Below are 15,777 nucleotides of genomic sequence, written 5' to 3'. Positions count from 1 at the left end.
GGCGCGGGGCCGCGGCCGCGCTGAACCTGCCCCTGCAGCTGTTGCCCGAGGACGCCGAAGCACGCGTCCCCGGCGATCTGCGTGTGCGCGTGGTAGCCAATACCGTGCCCAGCCACTTCGGCCAGGCCAATCCGGCCAACGCCGGCGCCGTCATCGGCGCCCTGCTCGGTGCCGGCCAGGCGTGCCTGTCCGGCGAACTGCACGGCGTAGTCACCGGCCCGGTGCACAAGGCGGTCATCAACGAAGGCGGCATCGCCTACAGCGGCACCACCGAACTGCTGGCCGACCAGGCCGGGGTGAAGGTGGTGATGATGCTGGCCAACCACATCGTGCGCGTGGCCCTGGCCACCACCCACCTGCCACTGCGCGAGGTGGCCGACGCGATCACCGCGCCCGGCCTGGAACACACCCTGCGCACCGTGCACGCTGCGCTGCGCCGCGAATTCGGCCTGCCCGCGCCACGCATCGCCGTGCTCGGCCTGAACCCGCATGCCGGTGAAGACGGTCATCTGGGCCGCGAGGAACTGGACCTGGTCATCCCGCTGCTGCAGCGCCTGCGCGCGGAGGGCATGGACCTGATCGGGCCGCTGCCGGCCGATACCGCCTTCCTGCCGGCCAAGCTGGCAGGCTTCGACAGCGTGCTGGCGATGTACCACGACCAGGGCCTGCCGGTGCTGAAGTATTCGGGCTTCGAGCAGGCGGTGAACCTGACCCTGGGCCTGCCCTACCCGCGCGTGGCGGTGGACCATGGCACCGCGCTGGACCTTGCCGGCCTCGGCATTGCCGATCCTTCCAGCCTGCAGGCGGCAACGACGTTGTGTGCGCAGCTTGCGCGGCAACGTACACTGAGCGCATGAATTCCCCGCATTCCCCCTCCGGCCCGGTGTTCACCGCCCCGGCCAAGAAGCAGCTTGGCCAGCATTTCCTGGCCGACCGCCACTACATCGACAAGATCGTGATGGCGGTCAACCCGAAAGACGGTGACCGCCTGGTCGAGATCGGCCCGGGCCAGGGCGCGATCACCCTGCCGCTGCTGCGCGTGCATCCGAAACTGACGGTGATCGAGTTCGACCGCGACCTGATCGCGCCACTGACCGCCGCCGCCGAGCCGCTGGGCGAGCTGACCATCGTCCACCGCGACGTGCTGCGCGTGGACTTCACCGAGCTGGCTGCCGGCCAGTCGATCCGCCTGGTCGGCAACCTGCCCTACAACATCTCCTCGCCGATCCTGTTCCATGCACTGGAACATGCGGCGGTGATCCGCGACATGCACTTCATGCTGCAGAAGGAAGTGGTCGACCGCATGGCCGCCGGCCCCGGCAGCAAGGTGTACGGCCGGCTCAGCGTGATGCTGCAGGCCTACTGCCAGGTGACCTCGCTGTTCGTGGTGCCGCCGGGCGCGTTCCGGCCGCCGCCGAAGGTCGATTCGGCCGTGGTGCGGCTGGTGCCGCGTGACCCGGCCACGATCAACATCCACGACCACAAGCGTTTCGCCGAGGTGGTCAAGGCCGCCTTCGGGCAGCGCCGCAAGACCCTGCGCAACGCCCTGAACAACGTGGTGTCCGCCGAACAGTTCGTTGCCGCCGGCGTGCGTCCCGATGCCCGCGCCGAACAGCTGGACGTGGCCGAATTCATCGCTTTGGCCAATGCCTCCTGATTACACTGCCGGTATGGAAGACGCTGACGTTTATGCCATCTCCGTCGAAGTCGCACCGCGCTTCCTCGACGATCAATCCGCGCCGGAAGACGGGCGCTATGCGTTCGCCTACACGATCCGCATCCACAACCAGGGGCGTGTTGCCGCGCGCCTGGTCGCACGCCACTGGCGCATCACCGATGCCAACGGCCGCGTCGAGCACGTCGATGGTGACGGGGTGATCGGCGAGCAGCCGCGCCTGCGTCCCGGTGAAGACTTCCATTACACGTCCGGTGTCATGCTGGGGACCGATCACGGGACCATGCAGGGCCACTACGACATGGTCGCCGACGACGGCACCGAATTTGCCGCGCCGGTCGCACCTTTCGTGCTGGCCATCCCGCGTACCCTGCACTGACACGGAGGCCGAACGATGAGTGTGTGGGCGATCGGCGACCTGCAGGGCTGCTATGACGTCACCCAGCGACTGCTGGAGAAGATCCGTTTCGACCCGGCGCAGGACACCCTGTGGTTCTGCGGCGACCTGGTCAACCGCGGTGGCCAGTCACTGGAAACGCTGCGGCTGGTGCATTCGCTGCGCGAGCACAGCGTGGTGGTGCTGGGCAACCATGACCTTTCGCTGCTGGCCGTCGGTGCGCGCACCGAAGAGGAACAGCGCAAGGTCAACCCGGACCTGCTGCGCATCGTGCAGGCCGAGGACCGCGACGAACTGCTGGACTGGCTGCGCCTGCAGAAGCTGGTGCACGTGGACCGCGAGCTGGGCTGGATGATGGTGCACGCCGGCCTGGCGCCGAAGTGGACCACGCAGATGGCCGAGAAGCATGCGGCCGAAGTCGAGGTGCAGCTGCACGGCGCCGGCTACCGCAAGCTGTTCCGCAACATGTACGGCGACAAGCCGAGCTGGGCACCGAACCTGTCCGGCTACGACCGCTCGCGCGCGATCATCAACGTGCTCACCCGCATGCGCTACTGCACCCCGCGCGGGCGCATCGGCATCGAGGACAAGGGCACGCCGGGCACCCAGGAACAGGGGCTGTATCCCTGGTTCGAAGTGCCGGGCCGGGTCGAGCGTGACCTCAAGGTGGTCTGCGGCCACTGGTCGGCGCTGGGCCTGACCATCACCCAGGGCGTGCACGCCATCGACACCGGCGCGGTCTGGGGCGGCAAGCTGACCGCGATCCAGCTCGATACCGATGAACTGCGCGTGGTGCAGGTGCCAGGCCGCGATGTACCGGCACCCGTGCCCAACGCCCGCCCGCCAGCGCGCCCGGCGCGCGAGCGCCCGGCTGCACCGGCGCAGGGCAAGGAACAGGGCGGCGGCAATGCTCCGGCCGCCAACCCGGGCAACCGCGGCCCGCGCCGTCGTCGTCGCCGTGGTGGTGGTGGTGGCTCCGGCGGTCCCAACAACAACAGCACCCCGCCGCAGGCATGACGCGGCACGGCTGGGCACCATGGACGGTGCTGCTGCTGACGCTGGCCCTGGCCAGCGGCTGCCAGCCCGGCTCGCCGACTGCTCCCACGGCTGCGGACAGCGCTGAACGCACACCGACGCCACCACAGGCGCCTTCGCCGCCACTGGTGGCTGCGGCGCGCGCGCAGATCGGCGTCACCACCCGCTACGACCCTGCCTATCAAGTGCTGGCCTATCCCGGCGGCGACGTGCCACTGGATCGCGGCGTGTGCACCGATGTGGTGGTGCGCGCCCTGCGCAGCCAGGGCCTGGACCTGCAGGCACGCGTGCATGAAGACATGCGCGGCAACTTCAGTGCCTATCCGGCGATCTGGGGCCTGTCACGGCCGGACCGCAACATCGATCATCGTCGTGTACCGAACCTGATGCGCTGGTTCGAACGGCAGGGCTGGCAGCAACCGATCACCGCCCTCGCCACCGACTATGCGGCCGGTGACATCGTTGCCTGGAAGCTCAACGGCAACGGCCTGCTGCACGTGGGCATCGTCTCCGACCGGCAGCTGGCCGATGGCACGCCGCTGGTGCTGCACAACATCGCGCGCGGCACCCGCGAAGAGAACCTGCTGTTCCGGCACGCCATCATCGGGCATTACCGGATGCCGTAGGCAATCCTGTAGAGCCGAGCCATGCTCGGCTACGGGATGTGTCCGGCAACAGCAGCCGAGCATGGCTCGGCTCTACAGATGGGCGGCGGTCAACGGCGCACGTAGTGCACGAAGCGGAACGCGTACGCGTGACGTTCGTCGGCCGGATGCGGCTCGCTGCTCACTTCCCGCCAGTCCTGCACGTCCACTTCGGGGAAATGGGTATCGGCGGGGACTTCGGCATCCACCCAGGTCAGGTACAGGTCACTGACCTGGTCCAGCAGCTGGTGGAAGATCTCGCCGCCGCCGATGATGCATAGCTCGCTGGCGCCCTCGCCTTCGGCAATCGCCTTCGCCTCGTCCAGCGACGCCACCGCGCGCATGCCCTCGAACGGCACCTGGCCGCTGCGGGTCAGCACTAGGTTGGTCCGCCCCGGCAGCACGCGGCCGATCGACTCGGCCGTCTTGCGCCCCATCAGGATCGGCTTGCCCAGGGTGAGCGCCTTGAAGTGCTTGAAATCATCCGGCAGGTGCCAGGGCATGGCATTGCCCTGGCCGATGCCACGGTTGCGGTCCAGTGCCACAATCATCGAGAGCTTCATTGCTGCCACCTCCTCAGCTGGCGTCGATCTGCAGGCGTTCGCAGGCAGCGTTCGCGGCACTGGCAGCCTGCAACGCCGCAGCCAGCGCAGGGTTGGACGTGGACCGCTCATCCAGGCCACCGAGGATCTTCTGCTTCTGCGCCTTTTCGATATCCTTCAGGCCCGGTCCTGACAGGATGTCTGCCGACAGCGCAGCGGTGTCGGTGCTGGCACGACGTGCCAGAAATGCCTTCAACTGGTCGCTGGAATAGACGTTGGCCAGCTGCTGCTCGAGCGTGCGCTGATAGACCGGATCCTCGATACCGGCCTTCAGATGCTCGGTCATCGCCGTGTACATCCCGGTTACCGCCTCATGCATCTGCGCCCGGCACCCTTCCGGAACATCCTGGGGCATCATCGTGCTGCCGTTGAATGCCCCGGCGAACGCCTGCACTTCCTCGCGCATGTGCTTGTGCACGATCTGCTCGTTGACCTGCCTGGCCAACGACAGCGCATCGGCCGGTCCGGCCTGCACCATGGCCAGCGGCAGCATGCCGCACAGCGCCAGCAGGCCGCTGGAAATCAGGCGGGTACTCATACCGCCACCGGCGCCTTGATGACCGGGTGCGGATCGTAGCCGTCGATGCGGATGTCGTCGAACTGGAAGCCGAACAGGTCGGTCACCTCCGGGTTCAACCACAGCGTCGGCAGCGCGCGCGGTTCACGCGACAGCTGCTCGCGCGCCTGCTCGAAGTGGTTCGAATACAGGTGCGCATCGCCCAACGTGTGCACGAAGTCACCCACGCCCAGGCCGGTGGCCTGCGCCACCATGTGGGTCAGCAACGCGTAGCTGGCAATGTTGAACGGCACGCCGAGGAAGATGTCGCCGCTGCGCTGGTACAGCTGGCAGCTGAGCTTGCCGTCCACCACGTAGAACTGGAACAGGTTGTGGCACGGCATCAGCGCCATCTGCGAGAGCTCGCCCACGTTCCAGGCGCTGACCACCAGCCGGCGCGAGTCGGGGTTGCGCTTGATCTCGTCCACCAGCCATTGCATCTGGTCGATCTCACCGCCATCGGCGGTAGCCCAGCTACGCCACTGCTTGCCGTAGACCGGGCCGAGGTCGCCGTTCTCGTCGGCCCACTCGTCCCAGATCCGCACCTGGTTGTCCTTCAGGTAGCCGATGTTGGTGTCGCCCTTCAGGAACCACAGCAGCTCGTGGATGATCGAGCGCAGGTGCAGTTTCTTGGTGGTGACCAGCGGGAAGCCTTCGTTGAGGTCGAAGCGCATCTGCCAGCCGAACACGCTGCGGGTGCCGGTGCCGGTGCGATCGCTCTTCTCGGCGCCGTGTTCGAGCACGTGCGAGAGCAGGTCCAGGTAAGCCTTCATGCCTTGCCCTCGGCAGCTACCAGCGGCTGCGGCTGCAGTACCGGCGCGCGGCGCGACATCACCAGCAGCACCAGGCCGAAGGCGATCAGCGGCAGGCTGAGGATCTGGCCACGGGTCAGCCAGTCGAAGGCCACGTAGACGCCGTTGTCGGGCATGCGCACAAACTCCACCGCGAAGCGGAACAGGCCGTACATCAGCGCGAACAGGCCACCGACCAGGTAGCGATGACGCGGCTTGGCCGACACCGTCCACAGCACCACGAACATCACCAGCCCTTCCAGCAACGCTTCATATAGCTGGGAGGGATGGCGTGCGAACTGATTCAGCGCGCCGGTGGCGAACTGCGCCTGCAGCGTCGCATGGTCCAGCTGGTTCAGCGGGGCCGGCAAGCCGGACGGGAACACCACGCCCCAGCTACCGTCGGTGTACTTGCCCCACAGCTCGGCACCGATGAAATTGCCGATACGGCCGAAGCCCAGGCCCAGCGGCACCAGCGGCGCCATGAAGTCCATGGTGTCGAAGAAGTGCAGCTTGTGCTTGCGCGACCACCACCAGCAGGCGGCAATCACGCCCAGCAGGCCGCCGTGGAAACTCATGCCGCCATCCCACACCTTGAACAGCAGCAGCGGGTTGTGCAGGAAATCGCCCAGCGCGTAGAACAGCATGTAGCCGATGCGCCCGCCCAGCACCACGCCGAGCATGGCGTAGAACAGCAGGTCGGAGAAGCCGTTGGCATCGACACCCGGCAGGCGCCCGTCAGCGATGCGCTTGCGGCCCAGCAGCCAGGCCGCAGTGAAGCCGAGCAGGTACATGATGCCGTACCAGTGCACCTTGATCGGCCCCAGCGAGAGGGCGATGGGGTCGATGTCGTGGAAATAGATCATGGAAGGTGCCTTGCGGTTGAACGCCTATTCTCGGGCCAGTGCCGCCCCGGCTCAACCAAGGAACTGGGGCGAGTTCGGCAACGCGTCATCGTTCGACCGCGTCGAGGCCGGAAAGTGCCCTTCGATCAGGCTGGAGACCTCGTCGATGGCATCCTGCAGCGCTTCCACCGGATGGGAACCACGCAGGCCCTCGCGCAGGTGGGTGCAGACCCGCTGCCACTGCGCCGGACTGACCCGGCCCTGCAGACCCCGGTCGGCGACGATCTCGATGGCGTGGTCAGCCAGCAGCAGGTAGATCAGTACACCGTTGTTGTGGGTGGTATCCCAGGTGCGCAGGCGGGCAAAGGCATGCTCGGCGGCCTGGCGCGGGGTCACCCTGTGCCACAGCGCCCCCAGCGGCAGGTCCGCTTCCACCGCGAACATCACCTGCCCACCGTGGCGCTGCTCACCGGCCGCGATGGCCTCGGTGATCGCCTGCAATGTGGCGGGCGGGAACGCGCGCCGTACCGACGGCGAAAACACGTGCCGACATAGACGTTGGATCATCACCAGCCCCCCGAAGCACCGCCACCACCGGAGCGGCCACCACCGCCACCCCAGCCGCCACCACCACCAAATCCACCGCCCCCACCGAAGCCGCCTCCGCCGCCCCAGCTGCCACCGCCCCAGCCGCCGCCACCGGCAAAGCGGCCCGGATGGCCGGAGAGCATGGCCACGATCAGCCCTACGACGCCTGCCAGGCCACTGGCCAGCAGCGTGGACGTGAACAGGAACGCCGCCAGCGCCGCACCGGCACCGCCGAGCAGGCCGCGCAGCGGGCGCGGCACGCGCGAGAACACGCCGCGCAGGATGCTGCCGGCGAACACACCGATGAACAGCGCTAGGAACCAGGTATCGCCACCACTGCTGGGCTCACGCCCGCGATGGCCGCTGACCGGTGCCGGCAGCGTTTCGCCGTCGATCAGCTTGACCAGCACCGCCGTGGCGTCGGTGATGCCACCGGCGTAGTCGCCGCTGCGGAAGCGCGGCACCAGGTATTCCTGGATGACCCGGTTGGCGATGGCATCGGGAATGGCGCCTTCCAGACCGTAGCCCGGCTCGATGCGCACGCGCCGGTCGTCCTTGGCCACCACCAGCAGCACCCCGTCATCCACGCCCTTGCGGCCGATCTGCCACTGGTCGAAGACCCGCGTGGTGTACTGCGCGATGTCCTCCGGCTGGGTGCTGGGCACCACCAGCACCTGCAGCTGGCTGCCCTTGCGCTGCTGCAGGTCAGCCGCCTGCTGCACCAGTGCCTGTTTCTGCGTGGTGTCCAGCGTGCCGGTGGTATCGACCACCGGCGAATCCAGCGCCGGAATCGGCGCCAGCTGCTGCGCCTGCGACGCCAGCGGCAGCCACAGCAGCAGGGCCAGCAGCGCAGTGGCCAGGCGCATGGGTCAGTGACCCGGCTGCGGTGCCGGCTGCTGCTGCGGCGCGTTGCCGAAATCGACCGCCGGCGCGTTGGAGATCTGCGCTTCGTTGTCCACCGTGAAGTTCGGCTTGGTCTTGTAACCGAAGATCTTGGCGGTGATCACCTGCGGGAACGAGCGGATGTAGGTGTTGTAGTCCTGCACCTGCTGGATGTAGCGGCCGCGGGCGACGGTGACCCGGTTCTCGGTACCTTCCAGCTGCGCCTGCAGGTCGCGGAAGTTCTGGTTGGACTTCAGTTCCGGATAGTTCTCGGTGACCACCAGCAGCCGCGACAGCGCGCTGCCAAGTTCGCCCTGGGCCTGCTGGAACTGCTTGAGCGAGGCTTCGTCGTCGGCGTTGACGTTGATCTGGCCGACGCGCGAACGGGCGTTGGTGACTTCGGTCAGCACGCGCTCTTCCTGGCTGGCGAAGCCCTTCACGGTCTGCACCAGGTTGGGCACCAGGTCGGCGCGGCGCTTGTACTGGTTGATGACCTCCGACCAGCTGGCCTTGACCGCTTCATCCTTCTGCTGGATGGCGTTGTAGCCGCAGCCGGAGAGCAGGGAGGCCAACAGCATCAGGGGCAGGACACGGGTGAACAGGCGCATGGCGGAGGTTCCGGGTGGGCTTGGCGCCGAGCATGCCATGGTTCGGGTGAAAGACCGGCCATCGGGCGCCGCCCCCTCCGCGGTGGTTGGCGGGCTCTCTGTGGTTGGCCGGGAGGGTGGGTTGGCTGGGGGGCGCTGCAAGTACGTCCATGTAAGCTCGATCGCCGCATCCATGCGGCTCACGCCCCCAGCCAACCCACCCTCCCGACCAGGGACAATTTCCTGCCACCGCGGGAAAGATCAGAAAAAAGCAAAAGCAAAAGCAAAAGCCGGTTCTTCAGGCATTCGTGTCGACCAAGGTCGACACCTGCCAAAGCAGAACGACGTTCCGACAGACCGCGGGAATCTGTCGAAGGCGGGGTGGGTCCGGTTGAGGGGGCGTGAGCCGCATGGATGCGGCGACCGAGCTTACATGGACGTACTTGCAGCGTCCCCCTCAACCGGACCCACCCCGCCAACCCACGGAATGCAGGCTTTTGCCGTTGACGTTGACGTTGATTCGGCGGGTGCAGGGCTGCAAGCCCTGCCGGAATCCAACACTCCTCAGCAAGCCTCGGCCACCGCAGTGCGCGGACGCCCCAGCCATGCCAGCAGCAACCCCGAGGCCGCCAGCAGGCCACCGGCCACCGGAATCGCGGCGTAGCCCAGGCCCGAACTGATCACCGCACCGCCCAGCGCCGCACCCACGGCATTGCCCAGGTTGAACGCACCGACGTTGATCGACGACGCCAGTCCCGGCGCCTCGCTGGCCGCCTGCATCACTCGGATCTGCAACGGCGGCACGATGGCGAAAGTCGCCGCGCCGAACAGCAGCACGCCCAGCGCCGCCGTGGCGTGATTCATGAAGGCCAGCGGCAGCACGAACATCAACACGGCCAGGACCGCCAGCAGGATGCGGGTGGCGCCATCCAGCGACCAGTCGGCCATGCGCCCGCCGATGCCGTTGCCGAAGGTGAAGCCGATGCCGATCAGCGCCAGCGACATCGCGATGAAGGCGTTGGAGGCACCGGTCAGCTCGGTCAGCACCGGCGCCACGTAGGTGTAGAGGGTGAACATCGCGCCGGCGCCAAGCACGGTGGTAGCCATCGCCAGCAGCACCTGCGGCTGCAGGATCGCTCTCAGTTCGCGGCGCACGTCCGGGCGCGGCCCCGGCGCGGATGCCGGCAGTGCGAGGCCGAGCGCGGTGATCGCGACCAGGCCCAGCACCGCAGTACCGGCGAAGGACAGGCGCCAGCCGAGCTGCTGGCCCACCCAGGTGGCCAACGGCACACCGCCGATGTTGGCGATGGTCAGGCCCATGAACATGGTGGCCACGGCGGCAGCCTGCTTGTCCTTCGGCACCAGGCTGGCGGCAACCACCGCACCGATGCCGAAGAAGGCACCGTGATTGAGGCTGGTGACCAGACGCGACAGCAACAGCAGGCCGTAGTTCGGGGCCAGTGCCGAGAGCAGGTTGCCGACCACGAAGATCGACATCAGCAGCATCAGCGCGGTGCGCTTGCCAAACCGTCCCATCAGCAGGGTCATCACCGGCGCGCCCAGCATCACGCCCACGGCATAGGCGGTGATCAGCATGCCGGCGGTTGGAATGTTCACGCCGACGCCGTCGGCAATGACAGGCAGCAGGCCCATCGGCGCGAATTCAGTGGTGCCGATGGCGAAGGCGCCGACGGCAAGGGCCAACAAGGCGGCTCTGGAGTTCATGGGGTCATCCTGCGTGGGGCAGGTCCTGGAAAAGAGCGCGTAGCCTGCGCGCTTTGTCGGCCCGGATTAAGCCTCGCCCCGGGAAAACACTGTTGACCCCAATTCACAGCTGGCGGGAACCTCCCCGCCGGGCATGGCCCGGCGAGCCCAATGGGTCCCATAACGCAGAACCCCCGGCGCTGGCCGGGGGTTCTGGGACACACATTTGCCTGTGATCTGCTTACCAGTCGCCAGCACCCGGCACGTGGTGATCGCGTGCGCGGCGGCGCATCAGCAGGTTCAGCCATTCCACCAGCACCGAGAAACCCATGGCCGCATAGATGTAGGGCTTGGGCACGTGCACGTCCAGGCCATCCAGGATCAGCACCGCACCGATCAGCAGGATGAAGGCCAGTGCCAGCATCTTCACGGTCGGGTTTGCGTCGATGAAGCGGCCCAGCGGGTTGGCGGCCAGCAGCATCACCAGCACCGACAGCAGGATGGCGGCGACCATCACCGGGATGTGATCGGCGATGCCGACGGCGGTGATCACCGAGTCCAGCGAGAACACGATGTCGATGATGGCGATCTGCAGGATGACCATGCCGAATACACCCGAGGCCTTGCTGGTGGCCGGGTTCTCGTCTTCGCCACCGGTGATCAGCTCCTTGATCTCCATGTAGCCCTTGATGATCAGGAACAGGCCACCGACGATCAGCACCAGGTCGCGGATGGAGATGCCCATACCAGCCACGGTGAACAGGTTGGCGGACATGTGCGCCAGATAGGCCAGCGACACCAGCAGGGCGATGCGGGTGATGCAGGCCACGGCGATGCCGAGCTTGCGCGCGAACGGGCGACGCTCTTCCGGCAGCTTGCTGACCGCGATGGAAATGAACACCAGGTTGTCGATGCCGAGCACGATTTCCAGTGCGCTCAGGGTGAACAGGGTCACCCAGGCATTGGGGTCGGCGAGGAACTCAAAGGACATGGAAACTCTTCAGGGCAGTGGGGGAATGGGGATCAGCCGTAATTGCCGGCCATTGCATGCGGGACCACGACCAGCGCCCAGCACAGAAGCACGTTCATCATCAGCACGAACACTGCCGCCGAACCCATGTCCTTGGCGCGGCCGGCCAGCTCGTGGATCTCGCTGCCGTAACGTTCGATCACCGCCTCGATGGCCGAGTTGGCCAGTTCCATCGCCAGCACCAGCAGCATCGAGCCGATCAGCAGCGCACGCTCGACCGGGGTCTGGCCCAACCAGACCGCGACCGGGGTCAGCAGGATCAGCAGGTAGACCTCCAGCCGGAACGAGGACTCATGCAGCCAGGCGGCGCGCAGGCCCTGCCAGGACCAGCGCGCGGCCTGGAAGATGCGGCGCGGGCCGCGGGGCAGATGGCCGAACTGATCAGCCACGGGTGGAACATCCAGCAACAGGGGCGCGGCGCAGCGACCGCTCAGACGCACGGCAGGGAATCATGGGTGCACAGGGATAGGCAGATGGCCGCCATTTTGCCACAAGGCCGCCAGCCGCATCCCGGCACCGGCCCGGTGAATGGACTGCCAGGGGCAAGCCCCGGCCCGCCCCAGCTTCTATGATGGCTTTCCCCTTCCCTGCTGGAGCGCCTGATGTCCCGTCGCCGTACCTGCCTGCTGATGCTGGGCCTGCTGACCGCCGCCCCCCTGGCCCAGGCGCTGAGCCCGGCCAAGCCGCCGCGCGTGCCCGAGCAGGTCTCCAACGTGGCCTGGGCCGGCGACATGGCCCACTTCGCCAGCGCCGACCAGGCCAGCCCGCCGCCGCGTGGTGGCATCGAGTTCATCGGCAGCTCCTCGATTCGCTTCTGGGAGAGCCTGGCCACCGACTTCCCCGGCCAGCCGGTGTTCAACCGCGGCTTCGGCGGCTCGGAAGTCCGCGACAGCACCTGGTACGCCGGCCGCATCGTGGTGCCGTATGCGCCATGCAAGGTGTTCTTCTACGCCGGCGACAACGACCTCAACAGCGGCCGCAGCGCCGTGCAGGTGCGCGACGATGTGGTTGCCTTCGTGCAGCGCGTGCATCGCGACCTGCCGAAGACGAAGGTGGAGTACCTGTCGATCAAGCCAAGCCCGTCGCGCGCGCACCTGCTGCCGGCGATCAACGAGGCCAACACGCTGATCAAGGCCGCGCTGGCCAAGCTGCCCAATACCGGCTTCACCGACGTCTACACGCCGATGCTGGGCGCCGACGGCCAGCCGGATGCGTCGCTGTTCCGCGAGGACATGCTGCACATGACCCCGGCCGGCTATGCGATCTGGACCAAGGCGCTGGCGCCGAAGGTGAAGTGCAACTGAGCAACCCCATCCACGCATGGCGTGGATCTACTGCGGATCGCGGGAAACTGTCGAAGGCGGGGCGGTGTGGGTTTGCAGGACCGTTGGCGCCATGGATGGCGCCATCGAGCCCCCATGGACGGGTTTACGGCGTGTCCTGCAAACCCACACCGCCCCGCCATTTCACGGAATGCCCGCTTTTGATGTTGATGTCGCCTCGGCGGGTGCCGGGCGCAGCCCGGCAAAAGCCCTCTACCGGAAGATCACCGTGGCCTCGGTGCCCTGACCCGGCTCGCTGGCCAGGCTGACCTTCCAGCCAAAGCGATCGCACAGCCGGCGCACGATCGACAGGCCCAGGCCGGTGCCCTGCGGGCGGCTCGGCTCGGCGCGGTAGAACGGCTCGAAGGCCCGCGACAGTGCGTCGGCCGACATGCCGATACCGGTATCGCGCACCACAACCCGATCGTTGTGCACATGCACGTCGATGCGCCCCTCATCGGTGTAACTGCACGCGTTGCGCACCAGGTTGCTGACCACCACCTGCAGCACCCGCGGCGGCGCATGCAGCTGCACCGGGCCATCGCTGTGCAGATGCACCGACACCGGGCGCGTACCCAGCAGTTCGTTGGCGTTGTCCACTTCGTAGCGGACGATGTCATTGACGTCGAACAGCTCGACCTGGGGTTCGACGTCGGCCTCGCGGGCCAGGATCAGGAAGGCATCGATCACCGCCTCCATGTCACGGCCGGCACGCTGGATGCGCTGCAGGCTGCGGCGCAGGCGCGGCTCCAGGCTGTCATCGCCCAGCGCCATGTCGCTGGCCACGCGGATGACGGTCAGCGGTGTGCGCAGTTCATGGCTGGCATCGCGGGTGAAATTGCGCTCGCGCGCCACGTGCGCGCTGACCCGGTTGGCCAGCGAATGCAGTGCGGCCGCCAGCTGGCGGGTCTCGCCCTGCATGTCCGCCGGCAGCTTGTTCGGCTCCAGGTCGGCCGCCTCCGGGTGGCCCGGGTCCCAGCGCGAGACGCGCCGCGCCAGCCAGTTCACCGGCGATACCAGGCGCTTGGACGCACGATAGGTGACCCAACTGGCGCCATACACCGCCAGCAGGGTCAGCAGCACCGGCACGATGCCGAACCAGAACGCCAGCATCTCCGCACGCGAACGCAGGAATACCAGGTAGAGGCGGCCGGCCGGGCGCACATCGACCAGCACCAGCTGGTCGTCCTTGGGCAGTTCGTGGAAGCCGGGCTCCAGGTTGCGCAGATTGGCCGGCAACGACAGGGCCGACTGCCCGCTTTCCAGCAGGTAGCCACGGATGTTCTGGGTGTTGGGTGGCGGCTGCACCGGCGAGGCCTCGTGCAGCGTCCAGAAGTACGCCGCCTCCTCGCGCAGGGCGGCGCCGACCAGGCTGTGCTTGATCACCAGCGAAACCAGCCACGCACCGAGCAGGATGCCCAGGCTGGCCAGCACTGCCTGCAGGATGAAAGCGATACGGATCTTGCGCGGCAGGCCGTGCGGCATTGCGGGGTCCCGGTCAGAGCGCTGCGATTATAGGCAGCGCACCGCGCCGTTGGGATGCACGGGCGATGACCGGCGGCACTGCCGGACGGTCATCCCCTGCCCTTGTGCCTGGCCGCAGCCCGGCCCGGCCTGCGGCTGCACCGGCGCGGGCCTGCTCAGGCCATCGGCTGGGCGATGTCGGCAATGCGGTAGCCGGCACTCTGCACGGTATGCAGCAGCGGACGGTCGAACGGCTTGTCGATGATCTTGCGCAGGTTGTACAGGTGGCTGCGCAGGGTGTCCGAATCCGGCAGGCCGTTGCCCCAGATCTCGCGTTCGATCTCCTGGCGGGTGACCACGCGCGGCGATTCGCGCATCAGGATGGTCAGCAGGCGCAGGCCGATCGGCGACAGCTGCAGCTCGGTACCGGCACGGGTGGCACGCATGCTGACCGGATCGAGCACCAGGTCGGCGACCTTCAGCACTTCCGAACCGACCTGGCGACGCTCGCGGCGGATCAGCGCGCGCAGGCGGGCTTCCAGCTCCTGGATCGCGAACGGCTTGGTCAGGTAGTCATCGGCGCCGAAACCGAGGCCGGTGAGCTTGTCGTCCAGCGTGTCGCGTGCCGTGAGCATCAGCACCGGGGTGGACTTGCGCGCATCGTTGCGCAGGCGACGGCACACTTCGATGCCATCCAGGCGCGGCAACATCAAGTCGAGCACCACGACGTCATAGCTGTTCTCCGCCGCAAGGCGGTAGCCATCCAGGCCGTCCTGTGCATAGTCGACTTCGAAGCCGCGACCTTCCAGGTATTCCCCGATCATCTCGGAGATGTTGCGGTTGTCTTCGACCACCAGCACCAAGCCGGAGGTCTCCTTCGTCTGACGCATGTGATTCCCTCTAACTTCAGCTTTGTGAAACATGCCGGATCGACGGTGGACGCGATGTGAAGTTCCGTCAAGAGGTAAACAAACGGTTCAGAGCAGCGGTCTGAGCAGCGGCCAGACGTTGTCCAGCACCTTCGGCTGCGCCTGTGCGGTCGGGTGCAGGCCGTCGGCCTGCATCATGCCCGGCTGCAGGGCCACGCCCTCCAGCAGGAAGGGCAGCAGCGGCAACTTGTACTGCGTGGCCAGCGCCTTGTAGGCCGCCGCAAGGCGCTGGCGATAGGCTGGCCCGTAATTGGGCGGCACGTCGATGCCCAGCAGCAGCACCTTGGCACCGGCCTTCTGGCTGGCCTGCACCATCTTTTCCAGGTTGCCCTGCACCTGCGCCGGGGTCAGCCCGCGCAGTGCGTCATTGCCGCCGAGGGCAATCACCACCACGGTCGGCTTTTCCTTCGCCAGCAGGCCGGGCAGGCGGGTCAGCGCGCCAGCGGTGGTCTCCCCGCTCATGCTGGCGTTGACGATGCGCGCCGGCGTTTTCGACTGCTGCGTGACCCGCTGCTGCAGCAGGCTCACCCAGCCGGCGTCGGCAGGGATATTGTGGGCAGCACTGAGGCTGTCGCCGAGCACCAGCACGGTGCCAGCCGGACCTTTGGCACACGCCAGCCCGGGCAGCAGCAGGAACCCTAGCAGCAGCACCATCATCACGCCGGCTCGCCGGCTCCATCCCGTCTTGCGCATTGGAGTCTCCTCATCGACAGCCTGTCCCCCCGC

19 protein-coding genes are annotated in these 15,777 nt (G+C 67.2%); 6 read left to right on the top strand and 13 right to left on the bottom strand.

Translation table 11 applies throughout. The features are described from left to right. The 5 genes from pdxA to ACMZ91_RS17535 form a co-directional block, all read left to right on the top strand. Nucleotides 1–857: 4-hydroxythreonine-4-phosphate dehydrogenase PdxA (pdxA, locus tag ACMZ91_RS17555; protein WP_495497670.1), on the top strand; the 857-nt coding region annotated here is incomplete at its 5' end. After that, nucleotides 854–1,657 carry a 16S rRNA (adenine(1518)-N(6)/adenine(1519)-N(6))-dimethyltransferase RsmA gene (rsmA, locus tag ACMZ91_RS17550; protein WP_049460910.1) on the top strand — a complete coding sequence of 268 codons (804 nt, stop codon included), beginning with the start codon at nt 854–856 and terminating at the stop codon, nt 1,655–1,657. The genes pdxA and rsmA, both read left to right, overlap by 4 nt. A 13-nt stretch (nt 1,658–1,670) precedes the next feature. Beyond that, nucleotides 1,671–2,054, top strand: a complete 384-nt coding sequence (apaG, locus tag ACMZ91_RS17545) for a Co2+/Mg2+ efflux facilitator ApaG/CorD (RefSeq protein WP_005412297.1) — start codon at nt 1,671–1,673, stop codon at nt 2,052–2,054. 15 nt (nt 2,055–2,069) lie between these two features. After that, complete coding sequence (locus tag ACMZ91_RS17540; RefSeq protein ID WP_049460908.1) at nt 2,070–3,089, top strand: symmetrical bis(5'-nucleosyl)-tetraphosphatase; 1,020 nt, start codon at nt 2,070–2,072, stop codon at nt 3,087–3,089. Beyond that, the gene (locus ACMZ91_RS17535) at nt 3,086–3,733 is read left to right on the top strand and encodes a DUF1287 domain-containing protein (RefSeq protein WP_032129902.1); all 648 of its coding nucleotides are present in this window, start codon (nt 3,086–3,088) and stop codon (nt 3,731–3,733) included. Before ACMZ91_RS17540 ends, ACMZ91_RS17535 begins: the two co-directional genes overlap by 4 nt. Before the next feature lie 89 nt (nt 3,734–3,822). Here the strand turns inward: ACMZ91_RS17535 and ACMZ91_RS17530 are convergent, their stop codons facing one another. From ACMZ91_RS17530 to ACMZ91_RS17485, 10 genes are all read right to left on the bottom strand, one after another. Beyond that, nucleotides 3,823–4,314 carry a dihydrofolate reductase gene (locus ACMZ91_RS17530; RefSeq protein ID WP_049460906.1) on the bottom strand — a complete coding sequence of 164 codons (492 nt, stop codon included), beginning with the start codon at nt 4,312–4,314 and terminating at the stop codon, nt 3,823–3,825. A 13-nt stretch (nt 4,315–4,327) separates the two neighbouring features. Further along, nucleotides 4,328–4,891 carry a hypothetical protein gene (locus tag ACMZ91_RS17525; RefSeq protein WP_223224670.1) on the bottom strand — a complete coding sequence of 188 codons (564 nt, stop codon included), beginning with the start codon at nt 4,889–4,891 and terminating at the stop codon, nt 4,328–4,330. Further along, nucleotides 4,888–5,682, bottom strand: a complete 795-nt coding sequence (locus tag ACMZ91_RS17520) for a thymidylate synthase (RefSeq protein ID WP_049460905.1) — start codon at nt 5,680–5,682, stop codon at nt 4,888–4,890. The genes ACMZ91_RS17525 and ACMZ91_RS17520 overlap by 4 nt, the downstream gene beginning before the upstream one ends. Next, nucleotides 5,679–6,566, bottom strand: coding sequence for a prolipoprotein diacylglyceryl transferase (gene lgt, locus ACMZ91_RS17515; RefSeq protein WP_049422854.1), 888 nt, complete (start codon nt 6,564–6,566; stop codon nt 5,679–5,681). Before lgt ends, ACMZ91_RS17520 begins: the two co-directional genes overlap by 4 nt. Before the next feature lie 51 nt (nt 6,567–6,617). Further along, complete coding sequence (locus ACMZ91_RS17510) at nt 6,618–7,112, bottom strand: TPM domain-containing protein (protein ID WP_049460903.1); 495 nt, start codon at nt 7,110–7,112, stop codon at nt 6,618–6,620. Beyond that, a complete protein-coding gene (locus ACMZ91_RS17505; protein ID WP_049460901.1) occupies nt 7,112–7,999 on the bottom strand; it encodes a TPM domain-containing protein in 888 nt (295 codons plus the stop codon). Before ACMZ91_RS17505 ends, ACMZ91_RS17510 begins: the two co-directional genes overlap by 1 nt. A 3-nt stretch (nt 8,000–8,002) precedes the next feature. Next, nucleotides 8,003–8,623, bottom strand: a complete 621-nt coding sequence (locus ACMZ91_RS17500) for a LemA family protein (protein ID WP_049460899.1) — start codon at nt 8,621–8,623, stop codon at nt 8,003–8,005. A gap of 543 nt (nt 8,624–9,166) precedes the next feature. Then, nucleotides 9,167–10,327 (bottom strand): MFS transporter, encoded by a 1,161-nt coding sequence (locus ACMZ91_RS17495; protein WP_032129923.1) that lies wholly within the window; start codon nt 10,325–10,327, stop codon nt 9,167–9,169. 220 nt (nt 10,328–10,547) lie between these two features. Further along, on the bottom strand, nt 10,548–11,297 hold the full coding sequence (locus ACMZ91_RS17490) for a TerC family protein (RefSeq protein ID WP_004144462.1): 750 nt from the start codon (nt 11,295–11,297) through the stop codon (nt 10,548–10,550). Between the two features lie 32 nt (nt 11,298–11,329). Next, a complete protein-coding gene (locus ACMZ91_RS17485; protein WP_032129924.1) occupies nt 11,330–11,725 on the bottom strand; it encodes a diacylglycerol kinase in 396 nt (131 codons plus the stop codon). A gap of 213 nt (nt 11,726–11,938) precedes the next feature. Between ACMZ91_RS17485 and ACMZ91_RS17480 the strand changes: the two genes are divergently transcribed. After that, nucleotides 11,939–12,640, top strand: a complete 702-nt coding sequence (locus ACMZ91_RS17480) for an SGNH/GDSL hydrolase family protein (RefSeq protein ID WP_049461812.1) — start codon at nt 11,939–11,941, stop codon at nt 12,638–12,640. Between the two features lie 231 nt (nt 12,641–12,871). Here the strand turns inward: ACMZ91_RS17480 and ACMZ91_RS17475 are convergent, their stop codons facing one another. The 3 genes from ACMZ91_RS17475 to ACMZ91_RS17465 all read right to left on the bottom strand — a co-directional run bounded on the left by ACMZ91_RS17475 (nt 12,872) and on the right by ACMZ91_RS17465 (nt 15,744). After that, a complete protein-coding gene (locus tag ACMZ91_RS17475; RefSeq protein WP_032129926.1) occupies nt 12,872–14,143 on the bottom strand; it encodes a sensor histidine kinase in 1,272 nt (423 codons plus the stop codon). Between the two features lie 155 nt (nt 14,144–14,298). Further along, nucleotides 14,299–15,012, bottom strand: a complete 714-nt coding sequence (locus tag ACMZ91_RS17470; RefSeq protein ID WP_002811889.1) for a response regulator transcription factor — start codon at nt 15,010–15,012, stop codon at nt 14,299–14,301. Nucleotides 15,013–15,099: 87 nt separating this feature from the next. Beyond that, nucleotides 15,100–15,744, bottom strand: a complete 645-nt coding sequence (locus tag ACMZ91_RS17465; protein WP_049461574.1) for an arylesterase — start codon at nt 15,742–15,744, stop codon at nt 15,100–15,102. Between the last annotated feature and the right edge of the window lie 33 nt (nt 15,745–15,777).

This window comes from Stenotrophomonas sp. FR024 (genome assembly GCF_047500745.2).
Lineage (GTDB): Bacteria > Pseudomonadota > Gammaproteobacteria > Xanthomonadales > Xanthomonadaceae > Stenotrophomonas > Stenotrophomonas maltophilia_A.
Note: the sequence above shows the minus strand (reverse complement) of the source record. Positions and strands in the feature narration are given on the sequence as shown.